At 59.7% G+C, this 16,154-nt stretch carries 10 protein-coding genes; 5 read left to right on the top strand and 5 right to left on the bottom strand.

The genetic code is table 11. From position 1 onward, the window contains the following. Nucleotides 1-21: 21 nt before the first annotated feature. The 4 genes from HF675_RS14945 to HF675_RS14930 form a co-directional block, all read right to left on the bottom strand. Nucleotides 22-2,274, bottom strand: a complete 2,253-nt coding sequence (locus HF675_RS14945) for a molybdopterin cofactor-binding domain-containing protein (RefSeq protein WP_105230599.1) — start codon at nucleotides 2,272-2,274, stop codon at nucleotides 22-24. Continuing rightward, nucleotides 2,274-2,747 carry a (2Fe-2S)-binding protein gene (locus HF675_RS14940; RefSeq protein WP_105230600.1) on the bottom strand — a complete coding sequence of 158 codons (474 nt, stop codon included), beginning with the start codon at nucleotides 2,745-2,747 and terminating at the stop codon, nucleotides 2,274-2,276. The genes HF675_RS14945 and HF675_RS14940 overlap by 1 nt, the downstream gene beginning before the upstream one ends. 225 nt (nucleotides 2,748-2,972) lie before the next feature. Further along, the gene (locus HF675_RS14935) at nucleotides 2,973-3,506 is read right to left on the bottom strand and encodes a GDYXXLXY domain-containing protein (protein WP_105230601.1); all 534 of its coding nucleotides are present in this window, start codon (nucleotides 3,504-3,506) and stop codon (nucleotides 2,973-2,975) included. Further along, on the bottom strand, nucleotides 3,496-5,715 hold the full coding sequence (locus HF675_RS14930; RefSeq protein ID WP_187043314.1) for a DUF2157 domain-containing protein: 2,220 nt from the start codon (nucleotides 5,713-5,715) through the stop codon (nucleotides 3,496-3,498). The genes HF675_RS14935 and HF675_RS14930 overlap by 11 nt, the downstream gene beginning before the upstream one ends. Nucleotides 5,716-5,989: 274 nt before the next feature. Here HF675_RS14930 and HF675_RS14925 point away from each other — a divergent pair, with 274 nt between their 5' ends. The 5 genes from HF675_RS14925 (at nucleotide 5,990) to lpxO (ending at nucleotide 14,686) form a co-directional block, all read left to right on the top strand. After that, nucleotides 5,990-6,745, top strand: a complete 756-nt coding sequence (locus HF675_RS14925; RefSeq protein ID WP_187043313.1) for an A24 family peptidase — start codon at nucleotides 5,990-5,992, stop codon at nucleotides 6,743-6,745. 1,099 nt (nucleotides 6,746-7,844) lie between these two features. After that, nucleotides 7,845-9,932 (top strand): AAA family ATPase, encoded by a 2,088-nt coding sequence (locus tag HF675_RS14920; RefSeq protein WP_255427287.1) that lies wholly within the window; start codon nucleotides 7,845-7,847, stop codon nucleotides 9,930-9,932. A gap of 122 nt (nucleotides 9,933-10,054) precedes the next feature. Next, on the top strand, nucleotides 10,055-12,205 hold the full coding sequence (pqqU, locus tag HF675_RS14915) for a TonB-dependent receptor PqqU (protein ID WP_187043311.1): 2,151 nt from the start codon (nucleotides 10,055-10,057) through the stop codon (nucleotides 12,203-12,205). Nucleotides 12,206-12,766: 561 nt separating this feature from the next. Beyond that, nucleotides 12,767-13,555, top strand: coding sequence for a phosphate starvation-inducible protein PhoH (phoH, locus tag HF675_RS14910; RefSeq protein ID WP_105230606.1), 789 nt, complete (start codon nucleotides 12,767-12,769; stop codon nucleotides 13,553-13,555). A gap of 228 nt (nucleotides 13,556-13,783) precedes the next feature. Continuing rightward, the gene (gene lpxO, locus HF675_RS14905; RefSeq protein ID WP_105230607.1) at nucleotides 13,784-14,686 is read left to right on the top strand and encodes a lipid A hydroxylase LpxO; all 903 of its coding nucleotides are present in this window, start codon (nucleotides 13,784-13,786) and stop codon (nucleotides 14,684-14,686) included. 65 nt (nucleotides 14,687-14,751) lie between these two features. Here the strand turns inward: lpxO and chaA are convergent, their stop codons facing one another. Further along, the gene (gene chaA / locus HF675_RS14900) at nucleotides 14,752-15,852 is read right to left on the bottom strand and encodes a sodium-potassium/proton antiporter ChaA (protein WP_105230608.1); all 1,101 of its coding nucleotides are present in this window, start codon (nucleotides 15,850-15,852) and stop codon (nucleotides 14,752-14,754) included. Between the last annotated feature and the right edge of the window lie 302 nt (nucleotides 15,853-16,154).

The raw sequence follows: 16,154 nt of genomic DNA, 5'->3' as shown, positions 1-16,154 counted from the left end.
TGGTTTCCTTGCCGTCGGGCGTCAGTGAGCGGAGGTCAGGGCCTGCAGAATGCGTTCGGGGGTGAACGGCACTTCTCGCAGGCGGACGCCCAACGCGTCAAACAGCGCATTGGCAATGGCGGCGGCGCTGGGCACCGAGGCGGACTCGCCGGCCCCCATCGGCGGCCGATCGGGGTTATCCAGCAGTTGCACATCCACCTCCGGCAGTTCGTCAAAGCGCAGAATCGGATAGCCGCCCCATTCCAGTGAGGTGGTGCCGGCGCCGTCAAAGGTGGCGAACTCCTTGAGCACGCGGCTGGTGGACTGGATCACGTTGCCGTGCACCTGATGACGCACGCCGGCCGGATTGACGATGCGGCCGCAGTCATGGGCGACAAACACCTTCTTCACTTTTACCTGTCCGGTGCGGCGGCTGACCATGACGTCGCACACCCAGGCGGCCCAGGCGGCGCCGAAGCCGGGGAATTTGCTGTGGAAATAGCGGGCGTAGGCGAAGCCGCGGCCGCTGACCCACTCCTGCGAGGCGGGCGCCGGATGACGGTGCGCGCGGCCGGGCTGCCAGTCGGCCTGTTTTTTCAGCGCGTCGATCAGCGCCAGCGCGCGTGGATCGTCAAGGTAGCGCAGGCGGTAGGCGATGGGATCGTCGCCCGCCAGATAGGCCAGCTCATCGATCCAGGACTCATGGGCGAACACGTTCGGCAATGCCGACACGCCGCGCATCCAGGAGGCGCGCACGATCGGTGCGGCATCCTGTGCCACAACGCGCATATGCGGGTAGCGATACTGCGGGATGGCGGTGCGATCGCCCATTTGCTGGACGTCAGCCTGATTGGCGACCTTGCCGCTGAGCACCAGCGCCAGCGTCACGGCGTTGTTGGAGGGATAGCAGGTTTTAAAATCATAGGCGGCCACCTGATGTGCGGCATCCAGCCCGCCGCGCACCCGGATCAGCTGCGCGGTGCCTTTTGGTTCCCAGCCGTTTTCCTGTTCGCGCATCAGCTGCACCCGCACCGGTTTGCCCACCGCCTGCGACAGCAGCGCGGCGTCGGCGCTTACGTCGTCAGCGCCGTTGCGGCCATAGCAGCCGGAGGCGTCCAGACGCTGGATATGCACCTGTTCGTCGGTCAGATCCAGCAGTTTGGCGATGTCCTTGCGCAGGTCGTGCGGATTCTGGCTGCCTGACCAGATCTCCGCCTGGCCGTCGCGCACGTCGGCGACCGCACAGGAAGGGCCGATGGAGGCGTGCAGATGGAAGGGCCACAGATAATCGGCGTTCACCGGCGTGGGCAGCGCGCTGATAATCTGCTCGATTCCGGCGTCGTCCTGCAGCATACGGTCCTGTTTCGGGTGCGTCGTCAGCGTATCGTGCAGGCCGGCTGCCAGATCGGGCAGCCCCTGCCAGTCGCGCCAGGTGACCCGCAGCTGGTTCATCGCCGCGATGGCCTGCTCTTCGCGCTCGGCGATCACGCCGATAAAATCGTTAATCACCACCAGCTTGACGATGCCCGGCAGGTGGGCGATAGATGCCGCATCGACGGACACCAGCGCCTTGCCGAGCGGCGCGCTGCTGTCGGCGCCGGCATACGGCGGGCGAATCACCCGGCCGTGCAGCATGCCCGGCACACGCACGTCGTGAACGTAGCTCAGTCCGCCGGTAACTTTGGCGGGAATATCCACGCGCGCTACGGGCCGGCCGACATAGCGGCTTTGGGCGTGCTCCTTCAGCGGCGCCGTGGTATCCAGCGGCAGGTGCAGATCCTGGCCGCGCGCCAGTTCGCCGTAGCTCAGACGGCGCGCGCGGTTGGCGCGCTCGAACACATAGCCGCGCTCGGCGGCCAGCTGGTTTTCCGGCAGGTTGAACGCCCGCGCCGCCAGCTGCAGCAGATGTTGGCGTACCTGCGCCGCCGCCTGACGCAGCGGTATCGAGGTGACCTGGATGGTGGCGCTGGCGATGGTCGGCCCCTGATTCGGCGTGCGGCGCGTATCGCCGAGAATCATGGTGACGGCGGCCAGATCGACATCCAGCTCATCGGCGACGATTTGGCTGAGGGCGGTTTTCACCCCGGTGCCGAGATCGACGTGGCCGTTAAAGGCGGTGACTTTACCGTCGGCGGACAGCGCAATAAAACTGTCGACGCGGTCGGGCGGCGGTGAGGCCGGGCGTGGGGCCGGCGTAGCCGACAGGGCGTCGAATGAGACCGGCAACAGGCTGCTGACCATCACCAGTCCGCCGGCCTGCAGTAAACGGCGGCGGGTGATTTCCATGCTGTTCATCACGCGTTACCCCGCTCGGCCAGAATCTGTTTGGCGCGTTCCGCCGCCCGCAGAATTTCAATATGCGTGCCGCAGCGGCAAAGGTTGAAGGCCAGTTCTTGCTTGATGGTCTGTTCGTCGGCCTGCGGTTCGCGTTCAAACAGCGCCACCAGCGTCATGATCATGCCGTTGGTGCAGTAGCCACACTGGGCCGCCTGTTCATCAATAAAGCCCTGCTGTACCGGATGCAGATGTTCGGCGTTGCCGATGCCTTCCAGCGTGGTGACCGATTTGCCGACCACGCTGGCGGCGTTAACGGAACAAGAGCGGGCGGCGACGCCGTCGATCAGTACGGTGCAGGCGCCGCATTCGCCCAGGCCGCAGCCGTATTTCGGGCCGTTCAACGCCAGATCGTTACGCAGGATGTAAAGCAGGGGAGTGTCGCGGAGGCTATCGTCGAGCGGTATCATCCGTCCATTGATTTGGATGTTCATTGGGTATTTTCCTGGTCAATAAAATGCCGGCATCAATGCCAGCCAGTGCTAAAACGAGCTGATTTATCGAGTTATATGCGTTTGAGATAATACGTTAACTAATCGTTAATTAACTTAACAATTTGTGGGGAGTTGACGGGGAGCGGATGGATATTAAGGAGTATTTTATGGGGCGCGTTTATATGTTAAGCCCGCGGCCGACGTGACGTCAGCCGCGGGGAGAGGTTATGGCAGAATGCGCCGGCCGTCGGCGTCACGCAGATAGGTCAGCAGCGCGGTGCCGTCCCGATCGACGCGAAACTCGCCGTAACGCGCCTGAGCGAATCTATCGCCGTGCCCTTCCTGGAAAAAGTAGCTCGGCGTGCCGATCTGCAGCCCGGTGGGGGACAGATGGTACTGCATCAGGATTTGCTGTGGCTTCAGCGGTTCCCCGCGATAAAAATGCGCGTTGACCGCGTGCCGTTGCGCATCCAGTTCGACCACCAGTTGGCCACTGGTCGCCGGCGCCTGGCAGCCACCGACCCAGCAGGCTTGCTGCAGCTGGCGTACCTGCGCCCGTAGCGGCGCGGCCAGCGCATAGTCCAACGCCATATAGTCGCCCTGCATCAGCGAGCGCGGGTCGACCGGCGCCAGTTGCAGGATGACCACGCGGCCCTGTTTGAGCAGCCGTTCTTTTTGGTAAATCGACAGATTGACCAGCAGCAGCGCCGCCAGCACTACGGCGGCGGTCAGCCATTTGATGACGGATTTAGTCTGCATGGTTACCTCCCTGCGCCTGCCATTGTTTGACCCACATTGCCAGCAGCAACAGCACGACGCCGCTGACCATCAGCAGCAGCGCTTTGTGCAACAGCGAGATGCCGAGGAAGTAGTACCAGTCGCTCAGGTACAGCAGCAGATAGCCGCCCGCCGTCGCCAGCAGCAACCGGCTGCCCAGATAACGCGCGGTCAGCAACAGCAGCAGCCCCAGACCCAGGCCGGGAGAGAACAGGGCGATAACGCCGCAGAACAGCGCCGCAGGCAGGTAGACCGGCACCGCGTCGGCGGCGGTGCGCTGCGTATAGGCCAGCGCGCTGCCGATCAACCCCACGGCGATGCCGATGCCGAGCATGGTAGCCAGCATGGTGCTGCCGGAGGACGGGCCGAAAATATCGCTCAGCAGGTTGTGGTGGATAGCGGCCAGACACAGCGCCATCAGCCCGGCGGGAATGCCGTAGCGCCATGCGCCGTCGCCCGTCGCCGGCCGCGATGCGTTGCGGATAACCTGTTGCAGCCAGCCGGCCAGCAGCAGTGCGACCAGCAGCGCCGTCAGGCCGATAGCCAGCGCCGACGGCAGATAGCGGCTGCTAAAATAGCCCAGCGACTGTACCAGCAGAAAGACCCCGAGGCAGACCGCCATCAGGCGATACAGCGCGTTTGGCATCGCCCACGCCATGACCGCCAGTACCGGCAGGAAACACAGCATTTTCAGCATGATGCTGGGTTGCGCATAGTCGTCGCCGATCAACATAATCGCCAGATAAAAGCCGTAGGTGGCGGCGATGGCCCAGGCCATACCAATCTGCTGCTGACCGATCGTCGGTTTGCGCAGCCACAGAGCGGCCGGCACGGCCAGCAATGCCGAGTAGAGCGCCAGTGAAGCGCCGTTGAGCGATCCAAGCAGGCCAACCGCATACAGCACCAGAACGAGCAGCATCAGGATAATCATCGCCGCCAGCCAGCCGCCCAGCGTCAGCGCGAAGCGCAGATACCAGGGCAGCCGTTCGGAATGGTCGAAATTTGCCACGGCCGCTGCCTGCCGGGCGTTCAGCAACTGGCGCTGTTGCAGTGCCTGCAGCAGCGCGCCGACCTCATCCGGTGCGATATCCGGCGCCTGTTGCGGGTACATCTCACGCCGCCAGCGCAGCAGGCACGCTCCGCACAGCGTCAGCCACAGCGCCATCAGGCCGCAGATCAACATCGGGTGGCCGACCCCCCAGGCGATAAGCAGCAGAGCTTCGGTCTCCCAAGAGAAGTACAGCAGCTGCAGAATCACTACGCCGCCCACCACCATCAGGCTGGCCATGCCGAGGGTCAGCATGCACAGGTCCGGCCGGCGGTGGCGGTAAAAGACGTAACCTATCAGGAGCAACAGCGCCCAGGGTACGATTATCAGACGGTTGTCCGCGCTGCTCCAGTCCAGCACCGTGCCGGCCACCCAGAAGGTGAGTGTCAGCAGCAGGTAGCCGGCCATCAGGCGCGACGGCCAGCGCTTGGCCAACCACGATGTCGGCTGCCGGCGGCGCGCGGCGCCGGCCAGGGCCTCGCGCAGTATCAGGCACAGCAACTGAGCGGCGAGGTAGGCGTACAGCAAGCCGTCTGCTGACCAGGGGAAGCGTTGCCAGGCGTTGTCGCCAATCAGCAGTAACGCCTGGTTGGCGTAGTAGAACTGAAAGGCGAGATTGGCGACCGCCCAGGTGCAGATCCACAGGCCGTTCTGACGCCCCAGCAGCGCCAGCGGCAGCAGCACCAGCGCCCAGGCGCGGAACAGTTCCCAGCTGTCGGCGCCGGTCTGATAAGTTTGTCCGTACAGCGCCAGCAACCCGCCGAAACTCAGCCCGACAGCCAGCAGCGCCATACGCGCCAGCGTCTGTCGCCAGCGCCAGCAGACGACGATCGCCAGTGCCAGAATCCAACCTTCCACCAGGGCGAATTTCGCCATCTTGGGCATGGCCGCCCAGTTCCAGGCGATAAAGAAAATTATCCCGCAGACCAGCGCCAGCAGGCCGAGCAGCGTGAGCGCACCCAGCAGAAAATGACGCCAGCCGGGGAGATCGGGGCGCACGCCGCAGTACAGCAGAATACGTTGATAGGCGCTAGCGGACAGCCTGTCGCCATCCGGCGATGAGCGTTGCAGTGCGCCGAGCGTGCGGCACACATGTTCTGCCGCGCCGGAAGGCATGCGGGCAGGGTGATACGACGAATCCATACAGACTTCCTTGCCGTGGTGACGATTGACCCGGCGGAGCATAAACCCCCGCCGCTGTCGGTTAAAAATGCGCTGCAGATGCCGTGCTCGCAGCGCCGTGCTGAACTACCAGTTTACCTTATTAATCACGATCGTGCGGCTGGTGAGAGCGATGGGACAACGCGGCGCTCGGATATTTGCTGTAAAAGGCGCATCTGAACTGAGTTCTCTCCGTACCTACGGCGGAGAAAATACGGCAGCATGACGGGAAGGGACGATTGACGGGAGATGATGGATGGATACTTTCACTCGCCTGGCCGCTGCTTACCCGGAATGCTGGCTGGGGTTACTGATGCTGTCGGGCTGGGCCGTCGGCAGCGTGATGAGCCGGGTGGCGCGGCAGCTGCCGCCGTTACTGGAACACCGCTGGCGGCAAGCTGCGCTGCGGCAGTTGAATTTACCTGCGGCGGATGAGGAGGTGGCGTTATGGCGGCGTGTGGGCAAACGTATGCCCGGAAGTGGCTGCTCGCCGGCTGCGCTGGCGCATGCGCTGCTGTTTATGTTGGTGGGACTGTGGCAGCCGCCGGGATGGCCGCTGTTGGCGCTGCTGCTGTTTTGCACGCTGGTATTAACGCTGTCGATTATTGATTTCAATACAATGCTGTTGCCGGATGTGTTGACGCTGCCTCTGCTGTGGCTGGGCCTGTTGTGCAATCTGAACGGCTGGTTTGTACCGTTGGAGCAGGCGGTTATCGGCGCCGCTGCCGGCTATATGGCGCTGTGGCTGCTGTTTTGGCTGTTCAGACTGGGCAGCGGTAAAGAGGCGCTGGGCTACGGCGATTTTAAACTGACGGCGGCATTGGGCGCCTGGTGCGGCTGGCAAAGCCTGCCGAACCTGCTGCTGCTGGCGGCAGGCGGCGGCCTGGCGTATAAACTGTTGCGATACGGCTGGAATAAGCATAGCGCGCAACAGCCGCTGGCGTTTGGCCCCTGGCTGGGGATGAGTGGACTGGTAAATTTGCTGTTTTTTATTGTGCCGATAAATTATTAACGCATTATCGGCGATGCGTATCAGGCATAATTATAAAAAAAACAGATCCATCGGATCTATATATTTCACGGCTAAATACATAACGTTTTTTTTAGTTTTCTGTTAACAATAAAAACGCATGGCGATTGTTGTCGGGAAAAACAGGACTTTTCTTATTTAACGTTTTATTCCTGCATTCGTTAATGATTCTCACCACCCTGACGCGATCTCTTTACGCCTGTAATCACGCGCCCTGCCTGATATCGTCTGGGGAAAATCTTAATAATCAGAATGCTGGTGTTAACGGTCAAAGCTGGCTCGTTGAAATATTTTCTTACATATTTTCAATTCCTTTCATATGTCATAGCTTTTTAAACTTATGTCTATAGGTATTTGTCCTAATTATTTTCTTCGCGGCGGACTGAAAGGATTTCCGGTATTCATAATATTTATGAAAGTTTTTATCGGTGCCGCCAGCGAGCGAAGATAAATAATTTTTTTGGGGCGAACGCCATATTGGCGTAATTAAGTCAGCCTGCACGCAGGCTGACGAGTTTATCAGATACAGGATTGGGGAAATACGCCCATGTTGTACGGTTTATTGCCAGAGACCATTGGCTTGACGTATCCGCTTTATTTCAGGACGGCAGCCTGTTCGCCAGGGCGCCGCGTGCGGCCGGGAGTACGGTGTCGGTCAGGCGTCGGGCCGCCGTTATTCTTCACGCCTCCTACCCACGCAAAACTTCAGACCGCAGACACAGGGCTAATCGGGTCAGGCAACCGATCGGCCGGCGATGTCTTGGGTTAAGCCGCGGGAAGCGCCGCTTAACCCTGCAGAGAGTGCCCCATGGAATGGGATTTACGCTATACGCTAACAAAACGCGCCGGTAGGGAGAAGTCTGCCCGGCGTCAGCAAACAAGGAAGAGCATTATGACAACGCATTTAGCCTATTGGCTGCGACGCTTGAGCCCCGATAGCATGCGGACGGCTGCCGGGACGCTGTTGAGTCTGGATGATATGCCGCTGAAGTGTGCACCGTCGTGGCCGGATAGTCAGTCGGACGGTAATCAGAGCTGCGGTTTTTCGTCCCAGGAGTCACCTTTTGCCAGGATTACGGATATGACGGAATGTGAGTGCTCAGCGCTGTTGGATCAATTCACCCTGGATATTACTGCGAAAGCGCAAACCAGACAGCTCGATCCGGTATTGGGCCGTGATGCCGAACTGCGTCAGATCGTTGATGTGCTTTCCCGCCGGCGTAAAAACAACCCGATCCTGGTTGGCGAACCGGGCGTTGGCAAAAGTGCGCTGGTGGAAGGGCTGGCGCAGCGTATTGTGGAAGGCAATGTGCCGGACGGTCTGAAAAATATGCGTATCCGCAGATTGGATGTGGCGCTGCTGCAGGCGGGGCCTGGCGATCTTTCTGCTTTCACGCTGCGGCTGCTGCAGCTGGTTGACGCCATACGCCGTTCGCCGCAGCCGATACTGTTGCTGATTGACGAGGTGCATACGCCGGTGGGCGTCGGCGAGTCGGCCGGCAGTGAAGAGGTGCTCAAGATATTGAAGCCGGCGCTGATGCAGGGAGAGCTGCGCCTGATTATTACCGCCAACCGGCAAGAGTATCAGCAGCATGTCGAGTGGGACACGGCGCTGGGGCACTGCCTGCAGAAGGTCAGCGTCGATGAACCGGATGATGAGACCGCCTGCCTGATGCTGCGGGCGCTGAAAGAGCGTTACGCCCAACACCACGGCGTCTACATCCAGGACTCGGCGCTGAAGGCGGCGGTGGTGCTGTCGCGTCGCTATCTGTGCGGCCGTCAACTGCCCGATAAGGCGGTGGATCTGTTGGATATCGCCAGCGCCCGGGTGCGGATGAGCCTGGAGGTCGAACCTGCGCCACTGACGCAGATCCGCGCGGAACTGGCGGCGCTGGCGATGGAGCAACAGGCGATTGAACAGGACGAGGCGCAGAGTGACGAGGTCGATCCGGCGCGGCTGGCGGATATCTGCGACCGTTGCCAGTGGCTGCTGCAGCAGCAGGCAAGTCTGGAGCAGCAGCTGCGGCAGGAGCAGTTGCTGGCGCGGCAACTGCTGACGGCCCGGCAGGCGGAGCGCAGCGATGAATGCATGGTGTTGCAGCAGCAGTTGGCGGCGCTGCAGGCGTCCGTTCCTCTGCTGTCGCTGGATGTGGACGCCCGCATGGTGGCGACGGTCATCGCCGACTGGTGCGGCATTGAGCTAAGCAGCCTGTTAAAGGATGAGCGCAGCTGTTTGCTGCAGCTTGAACAGCGCCTGACCGAGCAGGTGATCGGACAGGAGTCGGCAATGAGCGCGCTGGCGCAGCGACTGTATACCGCCTTAACGCAGCTGCGGCTGGATAATGGGCCGCTGGGGGTATTTTTACTGCTGGGGCCGGCTGGCGTGGGCAAAATGGCGAGCGCGCGGGCGCTGGCCGAGAATCTGTTCGCGGACGATGCCTCACTGTTGACCCTCAATATGGCGGAGTATCAGGAAGCGTGCGCGGTAAAGCATCTGATCGGGGGGCATGGCGAGCAGGCGGAGGAGGAGGGGACGTTAACCGAAGCGGTGCGGCTGCGTCCTTACAGCGTCGTGCTGCTGGAAGAGGTGGAAAAGGCCCATGGCGAGGTGTTGAAGTTGCTTTGTCAGCTGTTTGAGCGCGGTTCTCTGCGTGACGGCCAAGGGCGGCTGATTGATTTTCACCATACGGTGTTCCTGATGAGCAGCGAGCTGGGGCGCGAGCAGCTGCATCAGCAACTGGCAACGCAGCCCGATGCGACGGACGCCGAGCTGAGCACCGCGCTGCAGCCGATTCTGCGCGCGCGCTTTCAGCCGGCGCTGCTGGCTCAGGCGCAAGTGCTTATCTACCGTCCGCTGGACGTCGAGGCATTGCGGCGGATTGTCGCCAGCAGGCTACAGCAGATTATGCAGCGGCTGCGGCAGCGTTACGATCTGCGCTGCGTTGTCGATGACAGCCTGAGTGATGCGCTGGTGTCGGCCGGCCTGCAGGCGGAGGGCGGCGTGCGCCATATCGACAGCGTGTTGAATCAGCAGATTTTGCCGACGGTCTCACGCCAGTTGCTGCAGCGCCTGGAGGAGCATCGCAAGCCGCAGCAGCTGCAACTGGCTTATGACGCACGGCAGGGCGTTGTGCTGAATTTTGACGTTGGTACGGGCTATCAGTGCTGAGGCGCCGGGGAGAAAACGGAGGCGTCATAACGATTTGTACACTGCCTGCGGCAATATTCGTATATATTGCCGTTTGCATCTGATTGTTACAGCGTCCTTCTCTATTTTTACGGCATTCACATATGAAACCTATTTCCGGGAATACCTGCGCCGCTGCGGTGGCGCTGCTGCCTGTTTTATGGCCGGCGATCGCCGGCGCGGCGTCAGGGGCCGATGACGAGGCGACCGTGGTGGTTACGGCCAAGCGCAGCGGCCTGTCTGAACTGAGTACGCCGGCGGCGGTCAGCGTGGTTAACGGCGAGCAGTTGCGCGACGCCAAACCGCAAATCAACCTGTCGGAGAGCCTTGGCGTCGTGCCCGGACTGCAGGTGCAAAACCGCCAGAATTACGCGCAGGATCTGCAGCTGTCGGTACGCGGTTTTGGCGCGCGCTCAACCTACGGCGTGCGCGGCGTGCGGATTTATGTTGACGGAATTCCCGCCACCATGCCGGACGGACAGGGGCAAACCTCAAATATCGATTTGGCGTCGGCCGATAAAGTGGAAGTGCTGCGCGGGCCGTTCTCCGCGCTGTATGGCAACGCCTCCGGCGGGGTGCTCAACGTTGAAACGCAGACCGGCCGCCAGCCGAACCGCGTTGAGGCGGGCATGTACGCCGGCAGCTATGGATCCTGGCGTTACGGCCTTAAGGCCAGCGGCGCCACCGGCGACGGCAGTCAGGCCGGCGACGTCAACTATGCCGTATCCGCGACGCGTTTTACCACCGAAGGCTTCCGCGAGCACAGCGGCGCGCGTAAAAACCTGGGCAACGCCAAACTGGGCGTGCGTCTGGATGATGCCAGCACCCTGACGCTGCTGTTTAACAGCGTCGATATCAACGCCGACGATCCCGGCGGCCTGACGCGGGAAGAGTGGCAGGATAATCCGCGCCAGGCGCCGCGCGCCGAGCAGTTCAATACGCGAAAAACCGTGTCGCAGACCCAGGGCGGCCTGCACTATCAGCGACAGTTCGGCGACAGCGATGATCTGAGCGTGATGATGTATGCCGGTGAACGGGAAACTACCCAGTACCAGTCGATACCGGTATTTGTCCAGCAGCGCAGTGCCCAGCAGCCCGGCGGGGTGATTGTGCTGGCGCGCCACTATCAGGGCATTGATACGCGCTGGACGCACCGCGGCGCCATCGCCGCCGTGCCCTATACCCTGACCGGCGGCCTGAACTACGAAACCATGACGGAAAAGCGCAAGGGCTATGAAAACTTTGCCGAGGTGAACGGCGTGCAGCAGCTGGGTGTGAAGGGCAATCTGCGCCGTGACGAGCGTAACCTGATGTGGAACCTCGACCCGTATCTGCAAAGCTCCTGGCAACTGACGCCGCGCCTGACGCTGGACGCCGGCGTGCGATTCAGCACCGTCAACTTTGACTCCAATGACCACTTTATTACCCCCGGCAACGGCGATGACAGCGGCAACGCCCGCTATCACCAGTGGTTGCCCGCCGGCGCACTGCGCTATGCGCTGGCGGACGGCTGGAATATTTATGCTGCCGCCGGACGCGGTTTTGAAACGCCGACCATCAATGAGCTCTCTTACCGGCCGGATGGCACAGCCGGCATGAACTTCGATCTGCAGCCGGCCGTCAGCGATACGCTGGAAGTGGGCAGCAAAACCCGCATCGGCAACGGGCTGCTGACCGCGGCGCTGTTCCAGACCGATACCCGTAATGAGATCGTCACCGCCAACAGCAGCAACGGACGCAGCAGCTACAAAAACGCCGGCCAGACACGCCGCCGTGGCCTGGAGTTGGCGCTGGACCAGCAATTTGGCGAGGCGTGGCGGTTAAACATGGCGTGGACGCTGCTGGACGCGCGCTATCGCGACGATATTTGCGGCGATGCCGCCTGCTCGGCGGATAAGTTTATCGGCCGCGGCAACCGTATTCCGGGCATCGCCCGCAATATGGGTTACGCCTCGCTGGCGTGGGCGCCGGAACAGGGCTGGTATGCCGGCGCTGAAGTGCGTTATATGAGCGATATCCAGGTGAATGACGCCAACAGTGCCCAGGCGCCGTCTTATACTACCGTTGGTCTGAACAGCGGTTACCGTTATCCGCTGGGCAACTGGCTGGTCAACGTTTTTGGCCGGGTCGATAACCTGTTTGACCGTGACTACGTGGGCTCGGTGATCGTTAATGAAGGCAACGGGCGCTTCTATGAACCGGCGCCGGGACGCAATTGGGGCGGCGGCGTAAGCGTTTCCTATTCGTTCGAATAATAGCCGATAGCATGCCGGACGGTCGGCATGCTATATTAATACCGTCGCTCAAAAAATAAGCGGAACTATGGGCCGATGCTGGAAAAATAAATTTTTTTACATTTAAGCAACGCAGACTGGCGTATTGTCATTATACTGTAATCATCTGGCGGTAGTTTTCACACGGTGCACAGCCCGAGGCTGTAAATAACACTGCGGGGATCGCTAATGGTAAAGTCCTGGTTGGGGCTACAAAGAAAAAATAACATCACCTCCCTGATTTCTCGTTGTAACGAGGGTTCTCTCTCCGACTCTCTTTTTCTCGCTACTTTCTACCCTGTCACGCGCAACGCCATACTTGCTCATTCCGTTTATTTCGTCTCTTCGTCCGGTGAATCTCGGCATAATAACGCGGCCGCAGGTTTACTTTATCCATTGGCTTGTCCCCGCTCTTTTCGGGCCGTCGCCCGCAGGGCCGAGATATATATTGGCTTGAAGGAGGCCAAAACCTAATACGTGTGTGAAACATTCATCGCGCGTGAATAACGCTGCGGTAGGTGAAACAAACTGTAAGGTGCCACTATGGGAAGACAGAAAGCAGTGATCAAAGCACGTCGTGAAGCGAAACGCGTAATTCGTCGTGACGCTCGCAGTCATCGCCAGTTGGAAGAAGAAAGCGTGACTTCGCTGGTGCAAATGGGTGGCGTTGAGTCTATCGGCATGGCGCGGGATAAGCGCGATAGCTCACCCATCGAGGCGCGAACCGAGGCTCAGGGTCATTACTTGTTAGCCATAGAAAATAAACAGTTGATCTTTGCCACCGGCGAAGCCGGGTGCGGCAAAACCTTTATCAGTGCGGCGAAAGCGGCGGAAGCGCTGATTCATAAAGAAGTGGATCGCATTATTGTCACCCGTCCGGTGTTGCAGGCGGATGAGGATCTTGGCTTTTTGCCGGGGGATATTTCCGAGAAGTTTGCCCCTTATTTCCGCCCGGTGTACGACATTCTGCAGCGTCGGCTGGGATCGTCTTTCCTGCAATATTGTCTGCGGCCGGAAATCGGCAAGGTTGAAATTGCACCTTTCGCCTATATGCGCGGGCGGACATTTGAAAACGCGGTGGTGATTCTGGATGAAGCGCAGAATGTTACCACCAGCCAGATGAAAATGTTCCTTACCCGTCTGGGGGAAAACGTGACGGTGATCGTCAACGGCGATATTACCCAGTGCGACCTGCCGCGCGGGGTAGAGTCGGGCCTGAATGATGCGCTGCAGCGTTTCGAGGAAGATGAAATGGTCGGTATTATTCGCTTTGATAAACAGGATTGCGTACGTTCCGCACTGTGTCAGCGTACGCTGCACGCCTACAGCTAACCTCCCGCTAACCCGAGTAAAAAGGCCGCTATGCGGCCTTTTTTATTGCCGGCGAACAATCTGCACTTTGTTGAGTTATTGTGTAATTTTTTGTGGTTTATTGTATAGAAAATCATTTCTACACTGTTGATGATGATTGGCTGTACACCTTGCCGTCTCGCGGCAAGGAACGGGTCCTGCGCCGGCCTGGCTCAGGGATGGCTATGTATATTATTCTGATGAAAAACAATGAAATATATCGTTTTAATTCTGTTTATTTTATGCGTGGTTTATGTGCATTATCGTGGTCGGGTTCGTTACGGTTTCTGGCGCCAACTGGCTGACCATTCGACCTTCACCGCACCGCTGAACGTCTTTATGTACCTCTTTTCCCGCGTGCCTACCACGCCGTATCTGCCGCAAGAGCTGTTCCCGGAGTTACAGGCGCTGCGCGACAATTGGCAGACCATCCGTGATGAAGGCCGCCAGCTGATGGCGATCCAGCAAATCAAAGCGTCCGATAAATATAATGACGCAGGCTTTAACTCCTTCTTTAAAACCGGCTGGAAGCGCTTTTATCTGAAATGGTATGAGGACAGCCATCCTTCGGCGATGACGCTGTGTCCGCAGACCACCGCGCTGCTGCGCACGTTGCCGTCGGTCAAAGCTGCGATGTTTGCCGAGCTGCCGGACGGCAGCCGCCTGCCGCGTCACCGCGACCCTTATGCAGGCTCGCTGCGCTATCACCTGGGGCTGATTACGCCGAACGACGACCGCTGCTTTATCGAGGTGGACGGCGAGCGCTACAGCTGGCGCGACGGTGAGGACGTGCTGTTTGACGAAACCTATCTGCACTACGCGGAAAACAAAAGCGGGCAGAACCGCCTGATTCTGTTCTGCGATATTGAACGGCCGATGCGCTACCGCTGGACGCAGCGGGTGAACCACTGGCTGGGACGCCATCTGATGAGCGCCGCCACCGCGCCGAATGAAGCGGGCGACCGTACCGGCGGCGTCAACAAAGCCTTCAAGTATATCTACGCCATCCGTCGGGTAGGAAAACGGCTGAAGGCCTGGAATAAAACGGTGTATTACATCATTAAATGGCTGCTGTTCGGCGGTATCGCCGTGGGGATTTTCTGCGCGCTGTAGCCGGCGGAAAAACAAAAGGGCTGAACGTGGCGTTCAGCCCTTTTTTCATGCCGTTACCGTCGGGATCAGGCGAAGATGGTCAGCATATAGGCGGCGAACAGCGCCAGGTGGGCGGTGCCGTTCAGCACGTTGGTGCGGCCGGTGGAGAAGGAAATCTGGCACAGGATCAGCACCGTCAGCATTACCACCATATGCGGCGCCTGCAGGCCGAAGATCAGCGTCTGGCCGGTCAACGTGGCGATAATGGTTACCGCCGGCACCGTCAGGGAAATAGTCGCCAGCACCGAACCGAAGAACAGATTCATGGCGCGCTGCACCTGGTTGTTCAGCACGGCGCGCAGGGCGCCCAGGCCTTCCGGCGACAGGATCAGCAGCGCTACCAGGAAGCCGGTGAACTGAGCCGGCGCGTTCACTTTGGTCAGCAGGCCTTCCAGCGGGCCGGCATTGAATTTGGTCACCGCGATCACCGCCACCAGATGCACCACCAGCCAGGCGGCGTGCCACAGGCTGCTGTGGGAGGACGGTTTTCCGTGGTGCGGGTCGCCATCGTCGTCTTCATGCTCGTAGACAAACAGATTTTGGTGCGTTTTCGTCTGGATCAGCAGGAACACGCCGTACATGGCGGCGGAGATCATGGCGACCAGCAGCGACTGGCCGGTGCTGAAATTGCCGCCCGGCAGGGCGCTGGGCAGCACCAGCACGATCACCGCCAGCGGGAAAATCGCCATCAGATACTGTTTGATGCCGCCGAGGTTGACGTACTGGGTGGCGAATTTACGTCCGCCCAGCAGCAGGGCAAAGCCCACCAGACCGGCGGTGACGATCATGATGATGGAATATAGGGTGTCGCGCATCAGGGCCGGCGCGGCATCGCCGGTCGCCATCAGCGCGGAGATCAGGCTGACCTCCAGGATCACCACCGACAGGCTGAGGATCAGCGAGCCGTAGGGTTCGCCCAGGCGGTGGGCCAACACGTCGGCATGGCGCACGACGCTGAAGGCGCTGCTCAGAATACCGAACAGAGCGAGAATATTAATGCCGACGATCAGCGGGAAGTTGCTGGTGTCGCTCCACAGGTTCAAGACAACCAGCGCAGCGATCGGAAAAATCAGGGAATACTCGGTATGGCGGGATTTAGATCGGCCAGGATCGTGTTGCGACTTCATGGATGGTACGTCTCCTTTCTCGAACTGCAGGTTCCCGGCTGTGTGCTAATCATCTGTATAACCGACGATTTCGCGTATCACGGAAGATACTTAATCATAGGATATGCTGACTGGATTGCACCGTGGGAATAGTGATGTTGTGGTGTTATGAGCAAGAAAAAACTTGCTTTATGTGACATAGGGTAACAAAAAAACCGCAGGGGATGCGGTTTTTTTTACTTACTTTTACGCAGCTAAGCGATTTTTTATCATTAACCCGCTAAAAAAATCAGTTAACGAAGAATTTCCTCGTCAATACACGC

Origin of the sequence: Serratia sp. JUb9 (assembly GCF_014298095.1) — a bacterium.
In the GTDB taxonomy this organism is placed as follows: domain Bacteria; phylum Pseudomonadota; class Gammaproteobacteria; order Enterobacterales; family Enterobacteriaceae; genus Serratia_B; species Serratia_B rhizosphaerae.
Note: the sequence above shows the minus strand (reverse complement) of the source record. Positions and strands in the feature narration are given on the sequence as shown.